This is a genomic window from Roseburia sp. OM04-10BH (assembly GCF_003462605.1).
GTDB lineage: Bacteria > Bacillota > Clostridia > Lachnospirales > Lachnospiraceae > Roseburia_C > Roseburia_C amylophila.
On sequence record NZ_QTZI01000004.1, the window covers coordinates 148,452 to 168,538 of the forward strand.

17 protein-coding genes and 1 pseudogene are annotated in these 20,087 nt (G+C 41.8%); all 18 read left to right on the forward strand.

What is annotated here, in order from left to right; translation table 11 throughout:
- The first annotated feature begins 10 nt into the window (after positions 1 to 10).
- The 18 genes and pseudogenes from DXB43_RS05930 to DXB43_RS06015 all read left to right on the forward strand — a co-directional run bounded on the left by DXB43_RS05930 (position 11) and on the right by DXB43_RS06015 (position 20,081).
- On the forward strand, positions 11 to 1,606 hold the full coding sequence (locus DXB43_RS05930) for a FapA family protein (protein ID WP_158567196.1): 1,596 nt from the start codon (positions 11 to 13) through the stop codon (positions 1,604 to 1,606).
- Between the two features lie 36 nt (positions 1,607 to 1,642).
- The gene (locus DXB43_RS05935; protein WP_117698701.1) at positions 1,643 to 1,951 is read left to right on the forward strand and encodes a hypothetical protein; all 309 of its coding nucleotides are present in this window, start codon (positions 1,643 to 1,645) and stop codon (positions 1,949 to 1,951) included.
- 19 nt (positions 1,952 to 1,970) lie between these two features.
- Positions 1,971 to 2,636, forward strand: a complete 666-nt coding sequence (locus tag DXB43_RS05940) for a DUF6115 domain-containing protein (protein ID WP_117698702.1) — start codon at positions 1,971 to 1,973, stop codon at positions 2,634 to 2,636.
- Positions 2,626 to 3,180, forward strand: coding sequence for a hypothetical protein (locus tag DXB43_RS05945; protein WP_117947061.1), 555 nt, complete (start codon positions 2,626 to 2,628; stop codon positions 3,178 to 3,180). Before DXB43_RS05940 ends, DXB43_RS05945 begins: the two co-directional genes overlap by 11 nt.
- 142 nt (positions 3,181 to 3,322) lie before the next feature.
- Positions 3,323 to 4,060 carry a 30S ribosomal protein S2 gene (rpsB, locus tag DXB43_RS05950; RefSeq protein WP_022243279.1) on the forward strand — a complete coding sequence of 246 codons (738 nt, stop codon included), beginning with the start codon at positions 3,323 to 3,325 and terminating at the stop codon, positions 4,058 to 4,060.
- A 105-nt stretch (positions 4,061 to 4,165) separates the two neighbouring features.
- The gene (tsf, locus tag DXB43_RS05955) at positions 4,166 to 5,104 is read left to right on the forward strand and encodes a translation elongation factor Ts (RefSeq protein WP_022243278.1); all 939 of its coding nucleotides are present in this window, start codon (positions 4,166 to 4,168) and stop codon (positions 5,102 to 5,104) included.
- A gap of 186 nt (positions 5,105 to 5,290) precedes the next feature.
- Entirely contained in the window at positions 5,291 to 6,274 is a 984-nt protein-coding gene (locus tag DXB43_RS05960; protein ID WP_117947062.1) for a polysaccharide deacetylase family protein, read from the forward strand.
- Positions 6,275 to 6,295: 21 nt separating this feature from the next.
- Positions 6,296 to 7,153, forward strand: coding sequence for a polymer-forming cytoskeletal protein (locus DXB43_RS05965; RefSeq protein WP_022243276.1), 858 nt, complete (start codon positions 6,296 to 6,298; stop codon positions 7,151 to 7,153).
- Positions 7,153 to 7,848: a UMP kinase gene (gene pyrH, locus DXB43_RS05970; RefSeq protein WP_022243275.1), complete on the forward strand. Its 696-nt coding sequence runs from the start codon at positions 7,153 to 7,155 to the stop codon at positions 7,846 to 7,848. Before DXB43_RS05965 ends, pyrH begins: the two co-directional genes overlap by 1 nt.
- A gap of 15 nt (positions 7,849 to 7,863) precedes the next feature.
- Positions 7,864 to 8,418 (forward strand): ribosome recycling factor, encoded by a 555-nt coding sequence (gene frr / locus DXB43_RS05975; protein WP_117947063.1) that lies wholly within the window; start codon positions 7,864 to 7,866, stop codon positions 8,416 to 8,418.
- Positions 8,419 to 8,500: 82 nt separating this feature from the next.
- A pseudogene (locus DXB43_RS05980) lies at positions 8,501 to 9,202 on the forward strand (isoprenyl transferase); the annotation flags it as partial.
- Position 9,203: 1 nt separating this feature from the next.
- Complete coding sequence (locus tag DXB43_RS05985) at positions 9,204 to 10,010, forward strand: phosphatidate cytidylyltransferase (RefSeq protein WP_117841155.1); 807 nt, start codon at positions 9,204 to 9,206, stop codon at positions 10,008 to 10,010.
- A gap of 8 nt (positions 10,011 to 10,018) precedes the next feature.
- Complete coding sequence (dxr, locus tag DXB43_RS05990) at positions 10,019 to 11,161, forward strand: 1-deoxy-D-xylulose-5-phosphate reductoisomerase (protein ID WP_022243271.1); 1,143 nt, start codon at positions 10,019 to 10,021, stop codon at positions 11,159 to 11,161.
- 1 nt (position 11,162) lies between these two features.
- Positions 11,163 to 12,194 carry an RIP metalloprotease RseP gene (rseP, locus tag DXB43_RS05995; protein WP_022243270.1) on the forward strand — a complete coding sequence of 344 codons (1,032 nt, stop codon included), beginning with the start codon at positions 11,163 to 11,165 and terminating at the stop codon, positions 12,192 to 12,194.
- 28 nt (positions 12,195 to 12,222) lie between these two features.
- Positions 12,223 to 13,281: a flavodoxin-dependent (E)-4-hydroxy-3-methylbut-2-enyl-diphosphate synthase gene (ispG, locus tag DXB43_RS06000; RefSeq protein ID WP_117841154.1), complete on the forward strand. Its 1,059-nt coding sequence runs from the start codon at positions 12,223 to 12,225 to the stop codon at positions 13,279 to 13,281.
- 8 nt (positions 13,282 to 13,289) lie between these two features.
- Positions 13,290 to 17,810, forward strand: coding sequence for a PolC-type DNA polymerase III (locus tag DXB43_RS06005; protein ID WP_117947064.1), 4,521 nt, complete (start codon positions 13,290 to 13,292; stop codon positions 17,808 to 17,810).
- Between the two features lie 38 nt (positions 17,811 to 17,848).
- Positions 17,849 to 18,685, forward strand: coding sequence for a purine-nucleoside phosphorylase (locus DXB43_RS06010; protein WP_117947065.1), 837 nt, complete (start codon positions 17,849 to 17,851; stop codon positions 18,683 to 18,685).
- Between the two features lie 91 nt (positions 18,686 to 18,776).
- A complete protein-coding gene (locus DXB43_RS06015; RefSeq protein WP_022243266.1) occupies positions 18,777 to 20,081 on the forward strand; it encodes an amidohydrolase in 1,305 nt (434 codons plus the stop codon).
- The last annotated feature ends 6 nt before the right edge of the window (positions 20,082 to 20,087 follow it).

Below are 20,087 nucleotides of genomic sequence, written 5' to 3' on the forward strand. Positions count from 1 at the left end.
GAGGGAAGCTATGGGACAGGCAAATGCTTATTTTCAATTTGTGATAAAGGAACATGCGACTTATATTAAGCTTTTCCCGGCAGCTCTGGAAGGAAATGTTATTGAAATTGGTGAACTGACAGAGTATCTGGAAAGGCATGGCTGCCCGGATTATAATTTAAAGGAACTGGTTGCAGCAATTAACAGCAATGAGATGACAGAGATTATGGTCGGAGATATTTATCCGATTCAGATAAATGAAGAGATGTCCGTAACAGTATCAGCAGATGCCATGGAGGCGGTGTGCAGGTTTTATCCGGCTGCAGGCGGCACGAATATGAATGTGCAGGAAATCTTAAGGGATTTAACTGCAAAAGGTGTCAAAGCAGGGGTTGATCAGGATGAAATTTTGAAATTTTTCCAGGATAGGGAATATTGTACCGATTTTGTGCTGGCAAAAGGAAAAAAACCGGTAGATGGTCAGGATGCCAGAATTGAATATTATTTTAATACAGATGTTAATTTAAAGCCGAAGAAAAATGAAGATGGTTCGGTAGATTACCGTGAACTGAATGTAATCAGCCATATCAAAGAAGGAGACCTTCTGGCAAAATTATTTCCAGAAGATCATGGAATCAAAGGATATGATGTACAGGGAAAAGAAATTAAACCAAAACAGGTACGCTCCCTTCAGTTAGAATATGGAAATAATATCCGGGTATCGGAAGACAAAACAGAACTGTACTCTGAAGTAACCGGACATGCAAGTCTGGTAAATGGTAAAGTATTTGTATCAGATGTCTATGAAGTGCCGGCTGATGTGGATAATTCCACCGGTAATATTGATTATCCGGGAAACGTTACCGTAAGAGGTAATGTAAAAGGTGGTTTTTCAATTATTGCAAAAGGTGATGTAGTAGTAGAAGGCGTGGTAGAAGATGCGCTGATACAGGCGGGTGGTCAGATCATTGTAAAACGCGGAATTCATGGAATGACCAAAGGAATACTTCAGGCACAGGGAAATGTTATCTGCAAGTTTATTGAAAATGCAACCATCATTTCCGGAGGTTATGTTGAAACAGATTCTATTTTACATAGTAAGGTATCTGCAGCAACGGAGGTTCGCGTAAGTGGTAAGAACGGATTCATAACAGGTGGCGTTATCCGGGCGGGCAGTCTGGTAGAGGCCCAGACCATTGGTTCCAGCCTTGGAGCAGGAACACGTATTGAAGTTGGTGTGGATCCGGAAAAGAAAGAACGTTATGTGAAAGTGCAGGAAGAACTGCTTCAGCTGAATAAGACCATTGAGCAGATTCGGACGATTCTTACTACCTATGGAGAGAAGCTTAAGAATAAAGAAAAACTGGATCAGGGAAAAATCCAGTATATTGAACAGCTTATGCGTGCTTTTAAGGAGAAGGAAGCTCAGCGTACACCATTAGAGCATGAATACGAAAGGCTGCAGAGTATATTAAATGGCAGTAGCAATGCAAGGGTGAAAGTATCAAAGATACTGTATGCGGGAGTAATTGTAAATATTACCGATGTAAGCCTTGTTGTAAAGGATGACAGAAGTTTCTGCCAGCTTTATAAGGATGAGGGTGAAGTAAAAATCTCAAATATGTAATGACATATGGTTGAGACAGGCTGGAGGTGTGTGGATATGTCAATTCGTCCGGTAGATATGAATGGAGTTATTCAGAGAACACAGGATGTTGGAACACTGAAACAACAGCAGGATATGAAACCTATGGTGGATCAGCAAAATATACAGATGGAAGTGCAAAGAGAAGAATACCGCCAATCAGAGCAGGTGACCAGGAAAGATGATTCCCAGATGGAAGAACATCGTTTTGATGCAAAGGAAGAGGGAAAGGGTCAGTACCAGCGGCAGGAACAACGGAAAAAGAAACAGAAAGAAGACCGTGTGGTTATCAAAGGTGCAATTGGCGGCTTTGATGTTAAAATATAAAAAGGAGTGTATCTGACAGATGACAGGCGTGGAAATCATCCTGATTCTGGCTGGTCTGGTTATGATGATAGGAAGCTTTATGGTAACAGAAAAGCTATCCGGTGCAGAATTAGACCGTATTGCGGAACTGAGTCAGAATGAGATAAAAAAAATACTGGAAAACAAGTTGAAAGATGCAGAAGCTGCGATAGAAGACCAGATTGACCATGCAATTGAAGATTCCACAGATAAGGTGGAGCGGGCACTGGATAAAGAGACCAATGAAAAAATGCTGGCAATCGGTGAATATTCGGATACCGTTATGGAGAAGATGAATCAGACCCATAATGAGATTATGTTTTTATACAGCATGCTAAATGACAAGCACACAGAACTGACAAAGCTTGCAGGACAAATTGGCGAGATGTCAGCCGAAATCGGTGAGAGCTTAGAAGAGGCGAAAGAGTCTGTAGTTAAAGAAACAGAAGAAGTAAAAGCCACAGAGGAACCGGTGGAGACAGAAGCGGAACCGGCAACCGGAGAGATGGAAGAACAGCCGGAGCAGACGAATCATAACGAAAAAATCCTTGCCCTATACAGTCAGGGAAAATCGTATGTAGAGATAGCAAAGGAACTGGGTCTTGGACAGGGTGAAGTGAGACTGGTTGTAGGATTGTATAAAGGAGTAGATACAAGTGAAGTTTAAGTATTATCTGAGAGGCTTGGGAATTGGTATTCTGATAAGCACGATTATCTTATCCATATCATTTGCAATGAAGAAAAATGACCTTTCAGATGATGAAATCATTGCAAGGGCAAAAGAACTTGGAATGGTAATGGAAGATACCGGAAAGGACACCATACCAAAAGCTACAGAAACAGAAGATGAGATTCCAAAGAGCACGGAGGGCGGCTTTAATACAGAACAGGCAGATATGCAGCCGGGAACAACTGATTCAGGGGAGATATCGCAGGATGTGGGAACAGATGGAGCGGATGCCGTACCACCGTCACAAGATGGAAACAATATGGTACAGAAGGAATTTACCGTAGAAGTAGGAGATTCTTCTAATGCGGTTTCACAGCGTCTGCAGGAAGAAGGTCTTGTGGACAATGCAGAAGCATTTAATAAATATATGGTAGATAATAATTATGCCAATTTTGTCCTGCCCGGAACCGTAACGATTCCAGAAGGGGCTGGCTATGAAGAAATTGCCGGAATACTTACGGATAAAACGATTCATCATTAAAAAAAGGTTGCATAGCATGGCTGAGTATGATATAATCCATGCGTTGCGATAAATTTACACATATACCGATTGTCAGATTGGTGCCGCAAGGTTGTCTGATAATAAGAAGTATATGGAAGAATAACCAAATGGAGGAAAAACAATGAGCGTTATTTCAATGAAACAGTTATTAGAAGCAGGTGTTCATTTTGGACATCAGACCAGAAGATGGAACCCTAAAATGGCTCCATACATCTACACAGAGAGAAATGGTATCTACATCATCGACCTGCAGAAATCTGTAGGCAAAGTTGATGAGGCTTACAAAGCTATGGCAGATATCGCTGCTGATGGTGGTACTATTCTTTTCGTAGGAACAAAGAAACAGGCTCAGGATGCTATCAAAACAGAAGCAGAGCGTTGTAACATGTTCTATGTAAACGAGAGATGGTTAGGTGGTATGCTTACTAACTTCAAGACAATCCAGAGCCGTATTGCAAGATTAAAAGCAATCGAAACTATGGAAGAGGATGGAACATTTGATGTTCTTCCTAAGAAAGAAGTTATCAAATTAAAGAAAGAATTAGATAAATTACAGAAGAACTTAGGCGGAATTAAAGAAATGAAGAAGATTCCAGATGCTATCTTTATCGTAGATCCTAAGAAAGAAAGAATCTGCGTTCAGGAAGCTCATTCCTTAGGAATTCCACTTATTGGTATTGCAGATACAAACTGTGATCCGGAAGAGTTAGATTATGTAATTCCTGGTAACGATGATGCAATCAGAGCCGTTAAATTAATCGTTTCTAAAATGGCAGATGCTGTTATCGAAGCAAATCAGGGAACTGTTGATGTTGACACTGAAGCTGCAGAGGATGCAGAAGAAGCTGTAGAGGCATAAGAACAGTATTTTAAACGATAAGAAACACACAACGTGTGTATAAAACAGGACAGACAGTAATTGCCTGTCCTTACCTTTAGAAAAAATAAATGGAGGAAAATGAAGATGGCTATTACAGCAGCAATGGTAAAAGAACTGCGTGAATTAACCGGCGCAGGAATGATGGATTGTAAAAAAGCATTAGGTGAAACAGACGGCAACATGGATGAGGCTGTTGAATATTTAAGAAAAAACGGACAGGCAAAAGCTGAGAAGAAAGCTGGAAGAATTGCAGCAGAAGGTCTTTGTACTGTTGTAGTAAAAGATGATAAGACAGCAGCAGTTGTTGAAGTTAACTCCGAAACAGACTTCGTTGCTAAAAATGATACATTCCGTGAGTTTGTAGAGGCTGTTGCAACACAGGCAGTAAACTCTGACGCAGCAGACATGGATGCATTCATGGAAGAAAAATGGAATGCAGATGAAAGCAAGACAGTAAAAGATGCATTAGTAGAGAAAGTTGCAGTTATCGGAGAGAACTTAAAGATTCGTAGATTCGAAAAGGTTGTAGCTGAGAATGGTTGTGTAGTATCTTATATCCATGGCGGCGGAAGAATCGGTGTTATCGTTGATGCTGACACAACTGTTGTAAATGATGCAGTAAAAGAAGCATTAACCAACATTGCAATGCAGATAGCAGCTTTAAATCCAAAATATGTTTCCAGAGATGAAGTAAGTGCAGATTACATCGCACATGAGAAAGAAATTCTCTTAGCTCAGATTATGAATGATCCGAAAGAGTCCCAGAAACCGGAAAAGGTTATCCATGGAATGATCGAAGGACGTATCAGCAAAGAGTTAAAAGAAATCTGCTTAGTAGATCAGGTATATGTAAAAGCAGAAGATGGAAAACAGACAGTTGGAAAATACTTAGAGCAGGTTTCCAAAGAAGTTGGTGCTCCTGTATCTGTTAAGAAGTTTGTACGTTTCGAAACAGGTGAAGGTTTGGAGAAGAAAAATGAAGACTTTGCTGCAGAAGTTGCTGCTCAGATAGCAGGAAACTAAGCAAAAGCTTAGCACAAATTGTAAAAGTATATAAAATTCCCCTGTAGAGTGATTTCTGCAGGGGAATTTTCTGACAAAAGAAAGAAAAATCTCAAGAAGTAATTCAATTAAAATTATTTTTTATAGTGATATTTTGTTAAAGTGTGTTACAATAGAAAAGAGATTTTATGACCGGGAGGTCACTACATGGAAGAGAAGACCACGAAGGGGTTAAAGGAACAGCGGGAAAGGCGAAAACGCATTAATCGCATGAAGACGGGGATTATAACATCTATCTTCGCCTGGATGCTGATATCGATTATTTTGTGCGTGGTATTGTTGTGCCGGGTAATTTCTTTACAGAACCAGATAGACAGGCTGGTATCAAGCGGTATTGTTTCCGGAAAGGTACAGCAGGACGAGAACCAGTCGAAAGGAGAAATGTCTACTGGAACGGAATTACAGACAGACACAGAATATCAGGATCAGAATGCAGACAGTTCGATTGTCCAGCCATTGGTGGCAGAGGATGAAAGCAACAAGGCACAGCCGGGAGATCAGCTTAAAGTATATCTTACCTTTGATGATGGACCAAGTTCCAATACGGCAGCTATTCTTGATACATTGGCGCAGTATAATGTGAAAGCAACATTTTTTGTTGTAGGAAAAGAAGATGAAGAGTCTCAGGAGATGTATAAAAGAATTGTAAATGAGGGGCACACACTGGGAATGCATTCTTATTCCCATAAATACAGTGTGATTTACGATTCGCTTGAAAATTTTGAGGATGATTTTACCAAAATACAAAATTATCTTTATGATATAACGGGAGAGGATTGCCATTATTATCGTTTCCCGGGTGGAAGCAGCAATCAGGTCAGTAATACTGATATGAAAGAGTTTATAAAATATCTGAATGAGCAGGATGTTACTTATTTTGACTGGAATGTAACCAGTGGTGATGCTACATCACAGGCATATACAGCGGACGAGCTGGTAGATAATGTGTTAGAGGATGTGGTAAAATATAAAACATCGGTTGTGTTACTTCATGATGCAAATACGAAGGAGACAACGGTGGAAGCCTTAGGTCCGATGATTGAGGCACTACAGGCACAGGGAGTAGAGTTACTTCCGATTACTGAGGATACAACTGTAATACAGCATATTAGTGCAGACAGTGTTCAATAGAAAAAATGGAGGTTTTTAAGAATGAGCTTTTTTAAAGATTTTAAAGAGGATTTATCGCAGGCAGTGAACGAACTGGTACCGGGTGAAGACACAACAGAGGCAGCAGAGCAGGATAACGATGTAGTAGTCAATACATTGGAAGATGAACTGGATGTGGAGTCTGAATTATCCAAATTGGACGGACTTTTAGAAAAGGTTACCAAGGATGCCAATGCTCCGGTAGAGAAGGAAGCACCGGCACAGGAAACAGAAACAAAAGTAGAGACACCAGCTGCAGAAGAAAAAGAAGATTTACATATTCAGGAGGAAAGTAAAATGAGTGAGACAACAGCAAATGAAACCATGACAATGCCAGAAGAGACAGTAACACCGGTACAGCCGGCAACTCCGGCGCATTTTGCTCCGGTTCAGACATCAGATGAAGTTTCAGATGAAGTATCTGTAATCACAGAAGGAACATCCATTACCGGTAATATGGCATCTACTGGTTCTTTAGATATCCGTGGAAATATTAATGGTGATGTTCAGTGTAATGGCAAGCTGGTTGTTACCGGAACTATCAATGGAAACAGCAATTCTGCTGAATTCTTCGCTGATGCTGCAAAAGTAGAAGGTGAAGTAGTAAGCACCGGAACTGTTAAAATCGGACTTGGTTCTGTCATTATTGGAAATATTACCGCAAGCTCTGCAGTTATCGCAGGAGCAATCAAGGGCGATATCGATGTTCAGGGACCTGTAGTTGTAGATACTTCTGCAGTTGTTATGGGTAACATCAAATCCCGTTCTGTTCAGATTAACAATGGTGCAGTTATCGAAGGTTTCTGTTCCCAGTGCTATGCTGATATTGATGTGGAAAGTCTTTTTGGAGAGAATAAATAATGAAGAGAGTATTTTTAAAATTAAGTGGAGAAGCACTTGCAGGAGAAAAGAAAACAGGTTTTGATGAGCCGACCGTAACAGAAGTTGCCCGCCAGGTAAAACAGATTGTAGATGGCGGATGCCAGGTTGGAATCGTAATTGGTGGCGGTAATTTCTGGAGAGGACGTTCCAGCGAGACTATCGACCGTACCAAAGCAGACCAGATTGGTATGCTTGCAACGATTATGAACTGTATTTATGTATCTGAAATCTTCCGTTCTGTTGGAATGATGACACAGATTCTGACTCCGTTTGAGTGTGGCAGCATGACCAAACTTTTCTCAAAAGACCGTGCCAATAAATATTTTGAAAAAGGAATGGTAGTATTTTTTGCAGGTGGAACAGGACATCCTTATTTCTCAACAGATACCGGAATTGTACTCCGTGCCATTGAAATGGATGCAGAGGGCATTTTCCTGGCAAAAGCCATTGACGGTGTCTATGACAGTGACCCGAAGGTAAATCCGGCAGCAAAGAAATATGATGAGGTATCCATTCAGGAAGTGATTGATAAGAAGCTTGCAGTAGTAGATTTAACCGCATCTATTATGTGTATGGAAAATAAAATGCCAATGTATGTATTCGGATTAAATGAGCCGGACAGCATTGTAAATGCAATGAGCGGAAAATTTAACGGCACGAAAGTGACTGTATAATAAAGGAGATTATTTATGGATAGCAGATTAACCCCATATGAAGAGAAAATGCAGAAATCATACGAGAATCTTGTGGAAGAATATGCAACTATCCGGGCAGGAAGAGCGAATCCGCATATCTTAGACAGAATTACTGTAGATTATTATGGAACACCGACCCCGTTACAGCAGGTTGCAAATATCAATGTTCCGGAGCCAAGAATGATTCAGATCCAGCCTTGGGAAGCATCCCTTGTAAAAGAGATTGAAAAAGCAATTTTAACATCTGATTTAGGCTTAAATCCAACCAACGATGGTAAAGTAATCCGTCTTGTATTCCCGGAGCTTACCGAGGAAAGACGTAAAGAACTGGCAAAGGATATTAAGAAAAAAGGTGAGAATGCCAAGGTGGCAATCCGTAATATCAGAAGGGATGCTAATGATGCATTCAAGAAACAGAACAAAGCAAATGAAGTATCTGAGGATGAATTAAAGGAATTAGAAAACGATACTCAGAAAATTACGGATAAATATATTGCAAAAATTGATGGTGCAGTAGAGGAAAAGACAAAGGAAATCCTTACGGTATAATCTTATCCATGTACGACACATATGGGGACATAGCTCGATTGCCGTGTCCCCTTTTATGTTGTAAACATCTGTAAAAAGGAGAACAAAGATGAAGATTCCAAAACATGTTGCAATTATTCTGGATGGAAACGGACGCTGGGCAAAGAAAAGAGGAATGCCAAGAAACTATGGACATACTATGGGGGCAAAGAATGTTGAAGTTATCTGTAAAGCAGCGCATGATCTGGGCATAGAATACGTAACCATGTATGCATTTTCCACAGAGAACTGGAACCGTCCACAGAATGAAGTAGATGCTTTGATGAAGCTTTTGAGCAGTTATCTTAAGAACTGTATAAAGACAGCGGACAAGAATAATATGAGAGTCCGTGTAATCGGGGATACCAGCCGGCTGGATGATAAATTCCAGCAGCAGATTGCTGTATTGGAAAGAGAATCTGCCCATAATACGGGACTGAATTTACAGATTGCCATTAATTATGGAGCAAGAGATGAAATGATCCGTGGAATGAAGAAAATGTGGCAGGATGGTATTTCGGCAGAGGAGATTACCGAAGAGAAATATGCATCCTATCTTGATACGAAAGATATCCCGGATCCTGATCTTATGATCCGCACCAGTGGAGAACAGAGGCTTTCCAACTTCTTGCTGTGGCAGTTTGCTTATAGTGAGTTATATTTTACTGAGGTTCCATGGCCGGACTTTACACCGGAAGAACTGCGTAAAGCAGTAGAGGATTATAGCGGAAGAGACCGGAGATATGGAAAGATAGAGGAGGAGTAATATGTTTAAGACAAGATTATTAAGTGGAATCGTGCTGGTAATTCTGGCACTGGTATTCATTATTACCGGAAATGATTTGCTGCTGGCAGTAACCGGAATTATTTCTTTGATTGGATTATATGAACTGTATCGTGTGTTTAAAATTGAAAAAAGCTGTGCCGGTGTAGTCGGCGGACTGGCAACGATTGTATATTATTGCAATCTGAAATTTCAGTTTATTCCGGATATGATGTTATTTGTCATCGCACTTTTGGTAGTGCTGATGTTTGTATATGTATTTTCTTATCCGAAATATCATACCGAGCAGATGTTAGCAGCATTTTTTGGTGTATTTTATGTATCGGTGATGCTTTCTTATGTATATCAGACCAGAATGCTACCGGGTGGAGCTTATATTGTATGGTTAATTTTCTTATGCTCCTGGGGCTGCGATACCTGTGCATACTGCGTGGGTGTGCTGATTGGAAAACACAAGATGGCACCGGTGCTTTCTCCGAAGAAATCCTGGGAAGGAGCTGTTGGCGGAGTAGTGGGAGCAGCATTATTAACCCTGATTTATTGCTTTGTTTTCCAGGGCTCTATGGGAAGCACCAACCGTGATATCATTATGCTTTGCATGATTTGTGCGATTGGGGCAATCATATCTATGATTGGAGACCTGACTGCATCTGCAATCAAACGTAATTATGACATTAAAGATTATGGCAAACTGATTCCTGGCCATGGTGGAATCTTAGATCGTTTTGACAGTGTAATATTTACAGCGCCAATTATTTATTATCTTGCATTATATCTGATTGGCAAGTAGGAGGAAACATGAAGAAGATTGCAATTTTAGGTTCCACTGGTTCCATTGGAACCCAGACACTTTCTGTTGTAAGAGAACATGGAGATATTGAAGTAACTGCACTTGCGGCAGGACATAATATTGCAAAATTAGAAGAACAGATCCGGGAGTTTCATCCGGCTTTGGTTGCTGTATGGGCAGAAGAGGATGCGATTGAGCTTCGGACAAGGGTTGCAGATTTGAAGGTAAAGGTGGCTTCCGGGATGGAAGGACTTTTAGAAGTAGCAACGGAAGAGAAAGCAGAGATTCTTGTAACTGCCATTGTGGGTATGCTTGGTATCCGTCCGACCATAGCCGCTATGAAAGCAGGAAAGGATATTGCACTAGCTAATAAGGAGACTTTAGTTACCGCAGGACATATTATTATGCCGCTGGCAAAGGAATGTAATGTGAAAATCCTTCCAGTGGACAGTGAACACAGTGCAATCTTTCAGTCTCTGCAGGGAGCCGGAGACAATAAAATTGCAAAAATACTTTTGACAGCTTCCGGCGGACCATTCCGTGGAAAGAAGCGGGCGGAATTAGAACAGGTAAAAGTGGAAGATGCATTGAAGCATCCGAACTGGAGCATGGGACGTAAAATCACTATTGATTCCGCAACTATGATAAATAAGGGACTTGAAGTCATTGAAGCAAAATGGCTGTTTGATGTAAATGCAGACCAGATTCAGGTTGTAGTACAACCACAGAGTATCATACATTCTATGGTAGAGTATGAAGACGGTGCAGTCATTGCACAGCTTGGAACAGCAGATATGCGGCTTCCAATCCAGTATGCCCTGTATTATCCGAACCGGTTACACTTAAGTGGAGACCGGCTTGATTTCTGGAAAATGAAGGCAATTACATTGGAAGAGCCGGATATGGAGACTTTTTATGGATTGAAGCTGGCTTATGAAGCCTGCAGAAAGGGCGGTAACATTCCGACTGCTTTTAATGCAGCAAATGAGAGAGCGGTAGCAATGTTCTTAGACGGAAAGATCCGTTTCTTGGAGATTCCGGAAATTGCACAGGCGTGTATGGAGCAGTGTACCTATATTGCCAGTCCGTCCGTAGAAGAAATCCTTGCAACAGAGCAGGCCGCGTATGAGTATATAGAGAGCAGGTGGTAGATTGAAAATAATCATTGCAATCTTAATGTTCAGTTTTATTATTATTTTTCATGAACTGGGACATTTTTTGCTGGCAAAGAAAAATAAAATCAAAGTAAATGAATTTTGTCTGGGACTTGGACCAACGCTATTTGGAATTACAAAGGGAGAGACAAAATATTCCATAAAACTGCTGCCTTTTGGTGGAGCATGTATGATGGAAGGCGAAGACGGAGAGTCGGAAAGTGAAGGCTCCTTTAACAGCAAGTCCGTATGGGCGAGAATAGCAGTTGTAGCGGCAGGACCGGTTTTTAACTTTATTCTGGCATTCCTTCTGGCACTGATTGTTATCGGGACAGCCGGATTTGACCGGCCGGAGGTAAAAGGTGTTATGGAAGGATATCCGGCAGAGGAAGCAGGACTTCAGGCTGGAGATATCATTAAAGAAATCAATGGAAAGAACATTCATATTTATCGTGAAGTAAGTGTTTACACGCTGTTTCATTCCAATGAGAATCTGGAAGTGACCTATGAAAGAGATGGAGAGGAATATACCTGTACCATCAGCCCGAAATATAATGAAGAAGCAGGAAGAAATCTCTTTGGAATCTATGGAAATACCATGCGTGAGCGGGGTAATATTTTTGAGACCATAAAATATAGCGTATATGAAGTGAAATACTGGATAGAAGTTACCATGGACAGCTTGAAGATGTTAGTGACCGGAAGAGTCAGTGTCAATGAACTTTCGGGACCGGTAGGTATTGTAAAGAATATTGGTGATACTTATGACGAGAGCAAGTCAGCGGGAACGCTATCGGTGGTATTGACATTAATTAATTATTCCATAATGCTGACTGCCAATCTTGGAATTATGAACCTGCTTCCATTACCGGCATTAGACGGAGGAAGACTGGTATTTCTGATTATAGAAGCCGTCAGAAAGAAACGGGTGGATCCGGACAAAGAGGGCATGGTTCATTTTGTCGGACTGATGCTGCTTCTGGCATTGATGGTGCTTGTTATGTTTAACGATATTCGAAAATTATTTTAAATAATCCTGCACAGGAGGAAAAGCAATCATGGAACGAAAAGATACGAAAGTGGTAAAAATAGGAGACCGTATCATCGGTGGAAAAAATCCAATCCTGATACAGTCAATGACCAATACAAAGACAGAGGATGTAAAAGCAACCGTAGAGCAGATTAACCGTCTGGCAGCGGCAGGCTGTGATATCATCCGCTGTGCGGTGCCGACAATGGAAGCCGCAGAAGCATTGACTGAGATTAAGAAGCAGATAGCAATACCACTGGTTGCAGATATTCATTTTGATTACCGGCTGGCTATTGCTGCCATGGAGCATGGAGCAGATAAAATCAGAATCAATCCGGGCAACATCGGAAGCAAAGAGCGTGTGCAGGCTGTGGTAGACGTAGCAAAGGAAAGAAATATTCCAATCCGTGTGGGAGTCAACAGCGGTTCACTGGAAAAGGATTTAGTAGAAAAATATCATGGTGTTACTGCAGAAGGCATTGTAGAAAGTGCTTTGGATAAAGTGCATCTTATTGAAGATATGGGATATGACAATCTCGTTATCAGTATCAAATCTTCAGATGTTATGATGTGTGTAAAAGCCCATGAACTGATTGCTGAGCAAACCGATCATCCCCTGCATGTGGGAATTACAGAGGCAGGAACGATTATCAGCGGAAATATTAAATCCTCCATTGGACTGGGACTGATTTTAAATCAGGGGATTGGAGATACCATTCGTGTTTCATTAACCGGAGATCCGTTAGAAGAAATCAAATCAGCAAAACTGATTTTAAGAACCTTGGGACTCCGCAAGGGTGGCATTGAGGTTGTATCCTGTCCGACCTGTGGAAGAACAAGAATCAACTTAATCGAACTGGCAAATCAGGTAGAGAATATGGTAGCGGACATTCCTTTAGACATCAAGGTTGCTGTTATGGGCTGTGTAGTCAACGGACCGGGAGAAGCAAAGGAAGCCGATATCGGAATTGCAGGCGGTGTGGGAGAAGGACTAATTATAAAGCATGGTCAGATAGACCGTAAAGTACCGGAGAATCAGCTCTTAAGTGAATTGAGAAAGGAACTTTTGAACTGGAATAAGGAGTAGGAAAAATTATGGCAAAACTGTTTTTTGAAGTTTTTCCAACATTAAAGATTACCGGGGAGATAAGTGCACTTTTGAAAGAAACAGAGATTACAAAAGTGGCATCGAATTCCGCACAGAATGCACTGCGGATTTATTTAGAGAGTACAAGGCTAATTCCAAAACCGGAAATCTATCATATTGAACAAGAAATCAGACAACAGCTATTTCCGCACAAGGAGATAGCTGTTAAAATCATAGAAAAATTTAATTTATCCAGCCAGTATACACCGGAAAAACTGATGGCGGTATACCGGGAGAGTATTTTAGAAGAGATTCGCAATTACAGCGTACTGCTCTATAATCTGATGCGCTGCAGCAAAATGGAATTTGACCGGGAAGACCATATGATTCTTACCTTAGAGGATACCATTGTTGCCACAGAGCGGAGCAATGAACTGATTGATATCTTAGAAAAAATCATCTGCGAACGTTGTGGATTAAAATTAATGATTGAGCCACAGTATGAGAAGCCGGCAGAAAATGATTATTTAAAGAGTGCTGACAGCCAGATTGAAACAGAGGTTGCCCATATCGTGGCACGAACCGCTGCTGCAAGAACGCAGAATGCAGATGGCATGGAACAGCCTGCTACCAATGAAGCAAACGCACAGCCGGATGCTAGAGCGTCAGAAAAGGAAAAAACACCTGCTGCCCCGGAGAAAAAACAGACTACCGGCACAGAAGGTGCAGGAGCAGCACCTGCTGCTGGAAAGAATAACTTTTCCGGCGGAAAGGATTTTAAGGGAAAATCTTCCTTCCAGAGAAGAGATTTTGTTAAAAAATCAGACAATCCGGATGTTATTTATGGCCGTGATTTTGAAGAGGATGCAATTCCGATTGAGACCATCGTAGGTGAAATGGGAGAAGTTGTCATCCGTGGACAGATAATGACATTAGATACAAGAGAAATCCGTGGTGAAAAGACAATTATCATTATGTCAGTAACGGATTTTACGGATTCCATTGTGCTTAAAATCTTTACAAAAAATGAGAATCTACCGGAACTGATGGGAGATTTGAAAAAGGGAGCATTTCTTAAAATTAAGGGTGTAACGACCATTGATAAATTTGACAGTGAACTGACCATCGGCTCCATTGTCGGAATTAAGAAAATCCCTGATTTTACTACAATAAGAATGGACAACAGCCCGTTAAAGAGAGTAGAGCTTCATTGCCATACCAAGATGAGTGACATGGATGGTGTTACTGATGTAGGAGATCTGGTAAAAAGGGCATATAAGTGGGGACATAAGGCACTGGCGATTACCGATCATGGAAATGTCCAGGCATTCCCGATTGCAAACCATGCACTGCCGGATGACCCGGACTTTAAGATTATCTATGGTGTGGAAGCTTATCTTGTGGATGACTTGAAGGACATTGTAGAAAATTCAAAGAATCAGTCTCTGCAGGATACCTATGTGGTATTCGATATAGAGACCACCGGATTTTCACCGCTGGTAAATAAAATTATTGAAATTGGTGCGGTAAAAGTAGAAAAGGGGAATATAACCGAGCGTTTTTCCACTTTTGTTAATCCGGAAGTGCCGATTCCGTTCCACATTGAAAATCTGACCGGAATCAAAGATGATATGGTAATTACGGCACCGGTGATTGCGGAAGTTATGCCGAAGTTCTTAGCCTTCTGTGATGGTGCTGTTATGGTAGCACACAATGCTGATTTTGATATGAGCTTTATCAAATATAACTGTGACCGTTTAAGCATTCCTTATGATTTTACCATTGCAGATACCGTTGCCATGGCACGAATGCTGCTGCCGAACCTGAACCGTTTTAAGCTGGATACCGTAGCAAGGGCATTAAATATTTCGCTGGAGAATCATCACCGTGCGGTAGATGATGCGGCATGTACCGCTGAAATTTTCGAAAAGTTTGTAAAAATGCTTGCTGACCGTGGCATCAATACACTGGATGAATTAAATGCCGAGGGACATGTCAGCAAAGAGACCGTTATGAAGATGCCGACCCATCATGCTATTATTCTTGCAACGAATGATCTGGGACGTGTGAATCTCTATAAGCTGATATCCTTATCCCACCTTGATTATTTCCATCAGAGGGCGAGAATTCCAAAGAGCGAATACTTAAAACACAAGGAAGGCTTACTGATTGGTTCTGCCTGTGAGGCGGGAGAACTTTATCAGGCAATTTTACAGGGACGGCCGCAGGAAGAGATTATCCGTCTGGTGAAGTTTTATGATTACCTTGAAATCCAGCCTCTTGGAAATAATGCATTTATGATAAAAGATGAAAAAGCACCGATTTCCACCATGGATGAATTAAAGGACATTAACCGCCGGATTGTAAAATTAGGAGAAGAATTCCATAAGCCGGTTGTGGCAACCTGTGATGTGCATTTTATGGACCCGGAGGATGAAGTATACCGCCGGATTATTCTGGCGGGTAAAGGCTTTAAGGATGCCGATGAGCAGGCTCCGCTATATCTTCGTACCACAGAAGAAATGTTGGAGGAATTCAGCTATTTAGGCAGTGAGAAAGCGAAAGAAGTTGTTATCGATAATACCAATAAGATCGCAGATATGTGCGAGCGCATTTCTCCGGTTCGCCCGGATAAGTGTCCGCCGGTAATTGAAAATTCCGATCAGATGCTGCGTGATATCTGCTATAACAAGGCACATGAGATGTATGGAGAGGATTTGCCGGAAATCGTATCGGAGCGGTTGGAGCGGGAGTTAAAATCCATTATCGGAAACGGTTATGCGGTAATGTATATCATTGCCCAGAAGCTGGTTTGGAAATCCAATGAGGATGGTTATCTGGTAGGTTCCCGTGGGTCCGTAGGTTCTTCTTTTGCGGCAACCATGTCCGGAATCACGGAGGTAAATCCGCTGGCACCACATTATTACTGTGCCCACTGTCATTACAGTGATTTTGATTCGCCGGAAGTAAAGGAATATGGCGGACAGTCCGGTTGTGATATGCCGGATAAGCGGTGTCCGAACTGCGGCAAACCACTGGTGAAAGCAGGATTTGACATTCCGTTTGAAACATTCCTTGGATTTAAGGGAAATAAAGAGCCGGATATTGATCTTAACTTCTCCGGTGATTACCAGAGTAAATCCCATAAATATACAGAAGTAATTTTCGGTGCGGGACAGACCTTCCGTGCCGGAACCATTGGTACGCTGGCAGATAAAACCGCATTCGGTTATGTAAAGAATTATTATGAAGAGCATGGTGTGCATAAGAGAAACTGTGAGATAGACCGGATTGTGCAGGGCTGCGTGGGAATCCACCGGACCACCGGACAGCATCCGGGAGGTATCGTAGTATTGCCGGTGGGGGAAGAGATTTATTCCTTTACACCGATTCAGCATCCTGCCAACGATATGACAACCGATATTATTACGACGCATTTTGAGTACCATTCCATTGATCACAACTTATTAAAGCTTGATATTCTCGGACACGACGATCCGACCATGATCCGTATGCTTGAGGACTTAACCGGAATTGATGCCCAGAAGATTCCGTTGGATGATAAGTCCGTCATGTCCTTATTTAAGAATACCAGTGCACTGAGTATTACACCGGATATGTTGACAAACTGTACACTTGGAGCACTTGGAATTCCGGAGTTTGGAACAGACTTTGCGATGCAGATGTTAATTGACGCAGACCCGCAGTCCTTTTCCCATCTGATTCGAATTGCAGGTCTGTCACACGGTACGGATGTATGGTTAGGAAATGCCCAGACATTGATTGAAGAGGGAAAAGCAACCATTTCTACGGCAATCTGTACCCGTGATGATATCATGATTTATCTTATCAGTATGGGACTTGACAGTGAGGAATCCTTTACCATTATGGAGTCTGTCCGTAAGGGAAAGGGCTTAAAACCGGAGTGGGAGGAAGAAATGACTGCCCACGGCGTACCGGACTGGTATATCTGGTCCTGTAAGAAGATTAAGTATATGTTCCCGAAGGCCCATGCGGCGGCATACGTTATGATGGCGTGGCGTATTGCTTACTGTAAGGTATTTTATCCGCTGGCATATTATGCAGCATACTTTTCCATCCGTGCAACCGGATTCAGTTATGAGCTTATGTGTCAGGGAAAGGATAAGCTGAATTACTTCATGCGTGATTATGAGAAACGAAAGGATTCACTATCGAAGAAGGAGCAGGATACCTATAAGGATATGCGTATTGTGCAGGAAATGTATGCAAGAGGCTATGAGTTCTGGACCATTGATTTATATAAAGCCCAGGCATCCCGTTTCCAGATTATTGATGGCAGACTGATGCCTGCCTTAAGTACGATAGATGGTCTTGGCGAGAAGGCGGCAGAGGCAGTGGTAGAGGCTGCCAAGGATGGTCCATTTCTATCCAAGGATGATTTCAGACAGCGGACCAAAGTTAGTAAGACCGTAATTGATCTGATGGGAGACCTTGGATTATTCGGGGACTTGCCGGAATCGAACCAGCTTTCTTTATTTGATTTTTAATACATAGGAAGGTATAATTGTTAAAAGGAGTGAGGAGCATGAACGAAGTATATGAAAAGCTTTTAAAATGTTATGCATGTTTTGAAGATAAGATTGATTTTAAACCACAGGCAGCATTGATTTTAGGCTCCGGATTAGGAGATTATGCTGACACGAATATGAAGGTGGAAGCAGTGCTTGATTATCACGATATCGAAGGGTTTCCGGTATCAACGGTACCGGGGCATAAGGGGCGCTTCGTATTCGGTTATGTAGGGGATGTGCCGGTAGTATGTATGCAGGGACGTGTGCATTATTACGAAGGTTATTCCATGCAGGATGTTGTGCTGCCAACAAGATTAATGAAAATGATGGGCGCAAAGGTACTCTTTCTTACCAATGCTGCAGGGGGAATACAGCAGGGAATGAAAGCCGGAGATCTGATGATGATTACCGGGCAGATTGGCTGCTTTGTACCATCTCCTTTAATCGGGGCAAATATCGATGAACTGGGGGAACGGTTCCCGGATATGAGCCATATCTATGATGAGGATTTGCAGAAAATAATCCGAAAAGCTGCTATTGAAGCAGATATTCCGCTTCGGGAAGGCACTTACCTGCAGTTATCAGGACCGAATTTTGAGACACCACAGGAAATTTCCATGTGCCGCGTACTGGGGGCAGATGCGGTAGGCATGAGTACAGCCTGTGAAGCCATTGCAGCAAATCATATGGGGATGAAAATCTGCGGTATTTCCTGTATTTCAAATCTCGCGGCAGGAATTTCACCATTTTCCCTGACACACCGTGAAGTTCAGGAGACAGCAGATTGTGTTGCACCATTGTTTAAAAAGCTGGTGACCGATTCTATTACCGGTATGAAAACATTTCTGTAAGAAAATGATATAGGGGGAAGCAGCTATAGAAATTAAATATAAAAGGCAGATATCTATCAGGAGAAGGTAGAAGATAAGGAGGGGATTGCGTATGAATATACGTTTTTACAATGCCAGAATCTTAGCGCCGTCAGAGGGACATTCTTTTCAGGTGATAACCGGGGAATTGTGGGTAAAGAAGGATGAGATTATCTATATCGGGGATGGCCTTGATACGGAACGTGTTTTTGAAAAAGAGCCGGCAGGAATGATTCTTTGGGACAGGGAAATTGACGCAGAGAAAAACCTGCTGCTGCCGGGATTTAAAAATGCCCATACCCATACGGCCATGACATTTTTACGTTCCTATGCGGATGACCTGCCATTACAGGACTGGCTGACAAAGCAGGTATTTCCAAAAGAGGCACTGCTTACGGCAGATGATATATACTGGCTCAGCATACTAGGCATCATGGAATATCTGACCAGTGGCATCACTTCAAATTTTGATATGTATTTCTTTCCGGAGACAATTGCAAAGGCTTCCATAGACTGTGGATTCCGGACCATGCAGGTCAGCAGCTTCAATGATTTTACAAGCTCCATTGAAGAGATGGAAGAAATTTATCATAAAGTCAATGAAATGAGTGACTTAACCGGTTATGTGCCGGGATTTCATGCGGAATATACCACCTCAAAAGAGCACTTAAAACAGGTGGCAGCATTATCCGAAAAGCTGCATGCACCGGTATATTTCCATAATTCCGAGACTGCACTTGAAGTAGAACAGTGTAAGGAGCGTTATGGAATGACACCGACCCGGCTGATGGAAGAGCTTGGAATGTTTCAATATGGCGGCGGTGGTTATCACTGTGTATATTTTGAAGATGAGGATTTTGAAATTTTTCGAAAGAGAAATCTTACGGCAGTAACGAATCCTGCATCGAATCTGAAGCTGGCAAGCGGAATCGCACCGATTGACCGCTTTATAAAAGAAGGAATTAATCTTGCTATCGGAACAGATGGTCCGGCAAGTAATAACTGCCTTGATATGTTCCGGGAAATGTTTTTAACTACCGGTCTGGCAAAGGTCAGAGAAAAGGATGCAGCCTGTGTTGGTGCAGAAGAAGTACTTTATATGGCAACGACAGGAGGAGCTGCTGCTATGGGATTAAATGAATGCGATAGTCTGGCAGAGGGAAAGAAAGCAGATTTAATCATGCTTGATTTAAAACAGCCGAATATGCAGCCGGAAAATAATCTCGTCAGGAATATTGTATACAGCGGAAGCAAACAGAATGTAAAGCTTACCATGGTAAATGGACAAATTCTTTATGAAGATAACACATTTCAGATTGGATTTGAACCGGAAGAAATATACCGGAAAGCAAATGAAATTATTGGCAGAATGAAATGAGAGGAA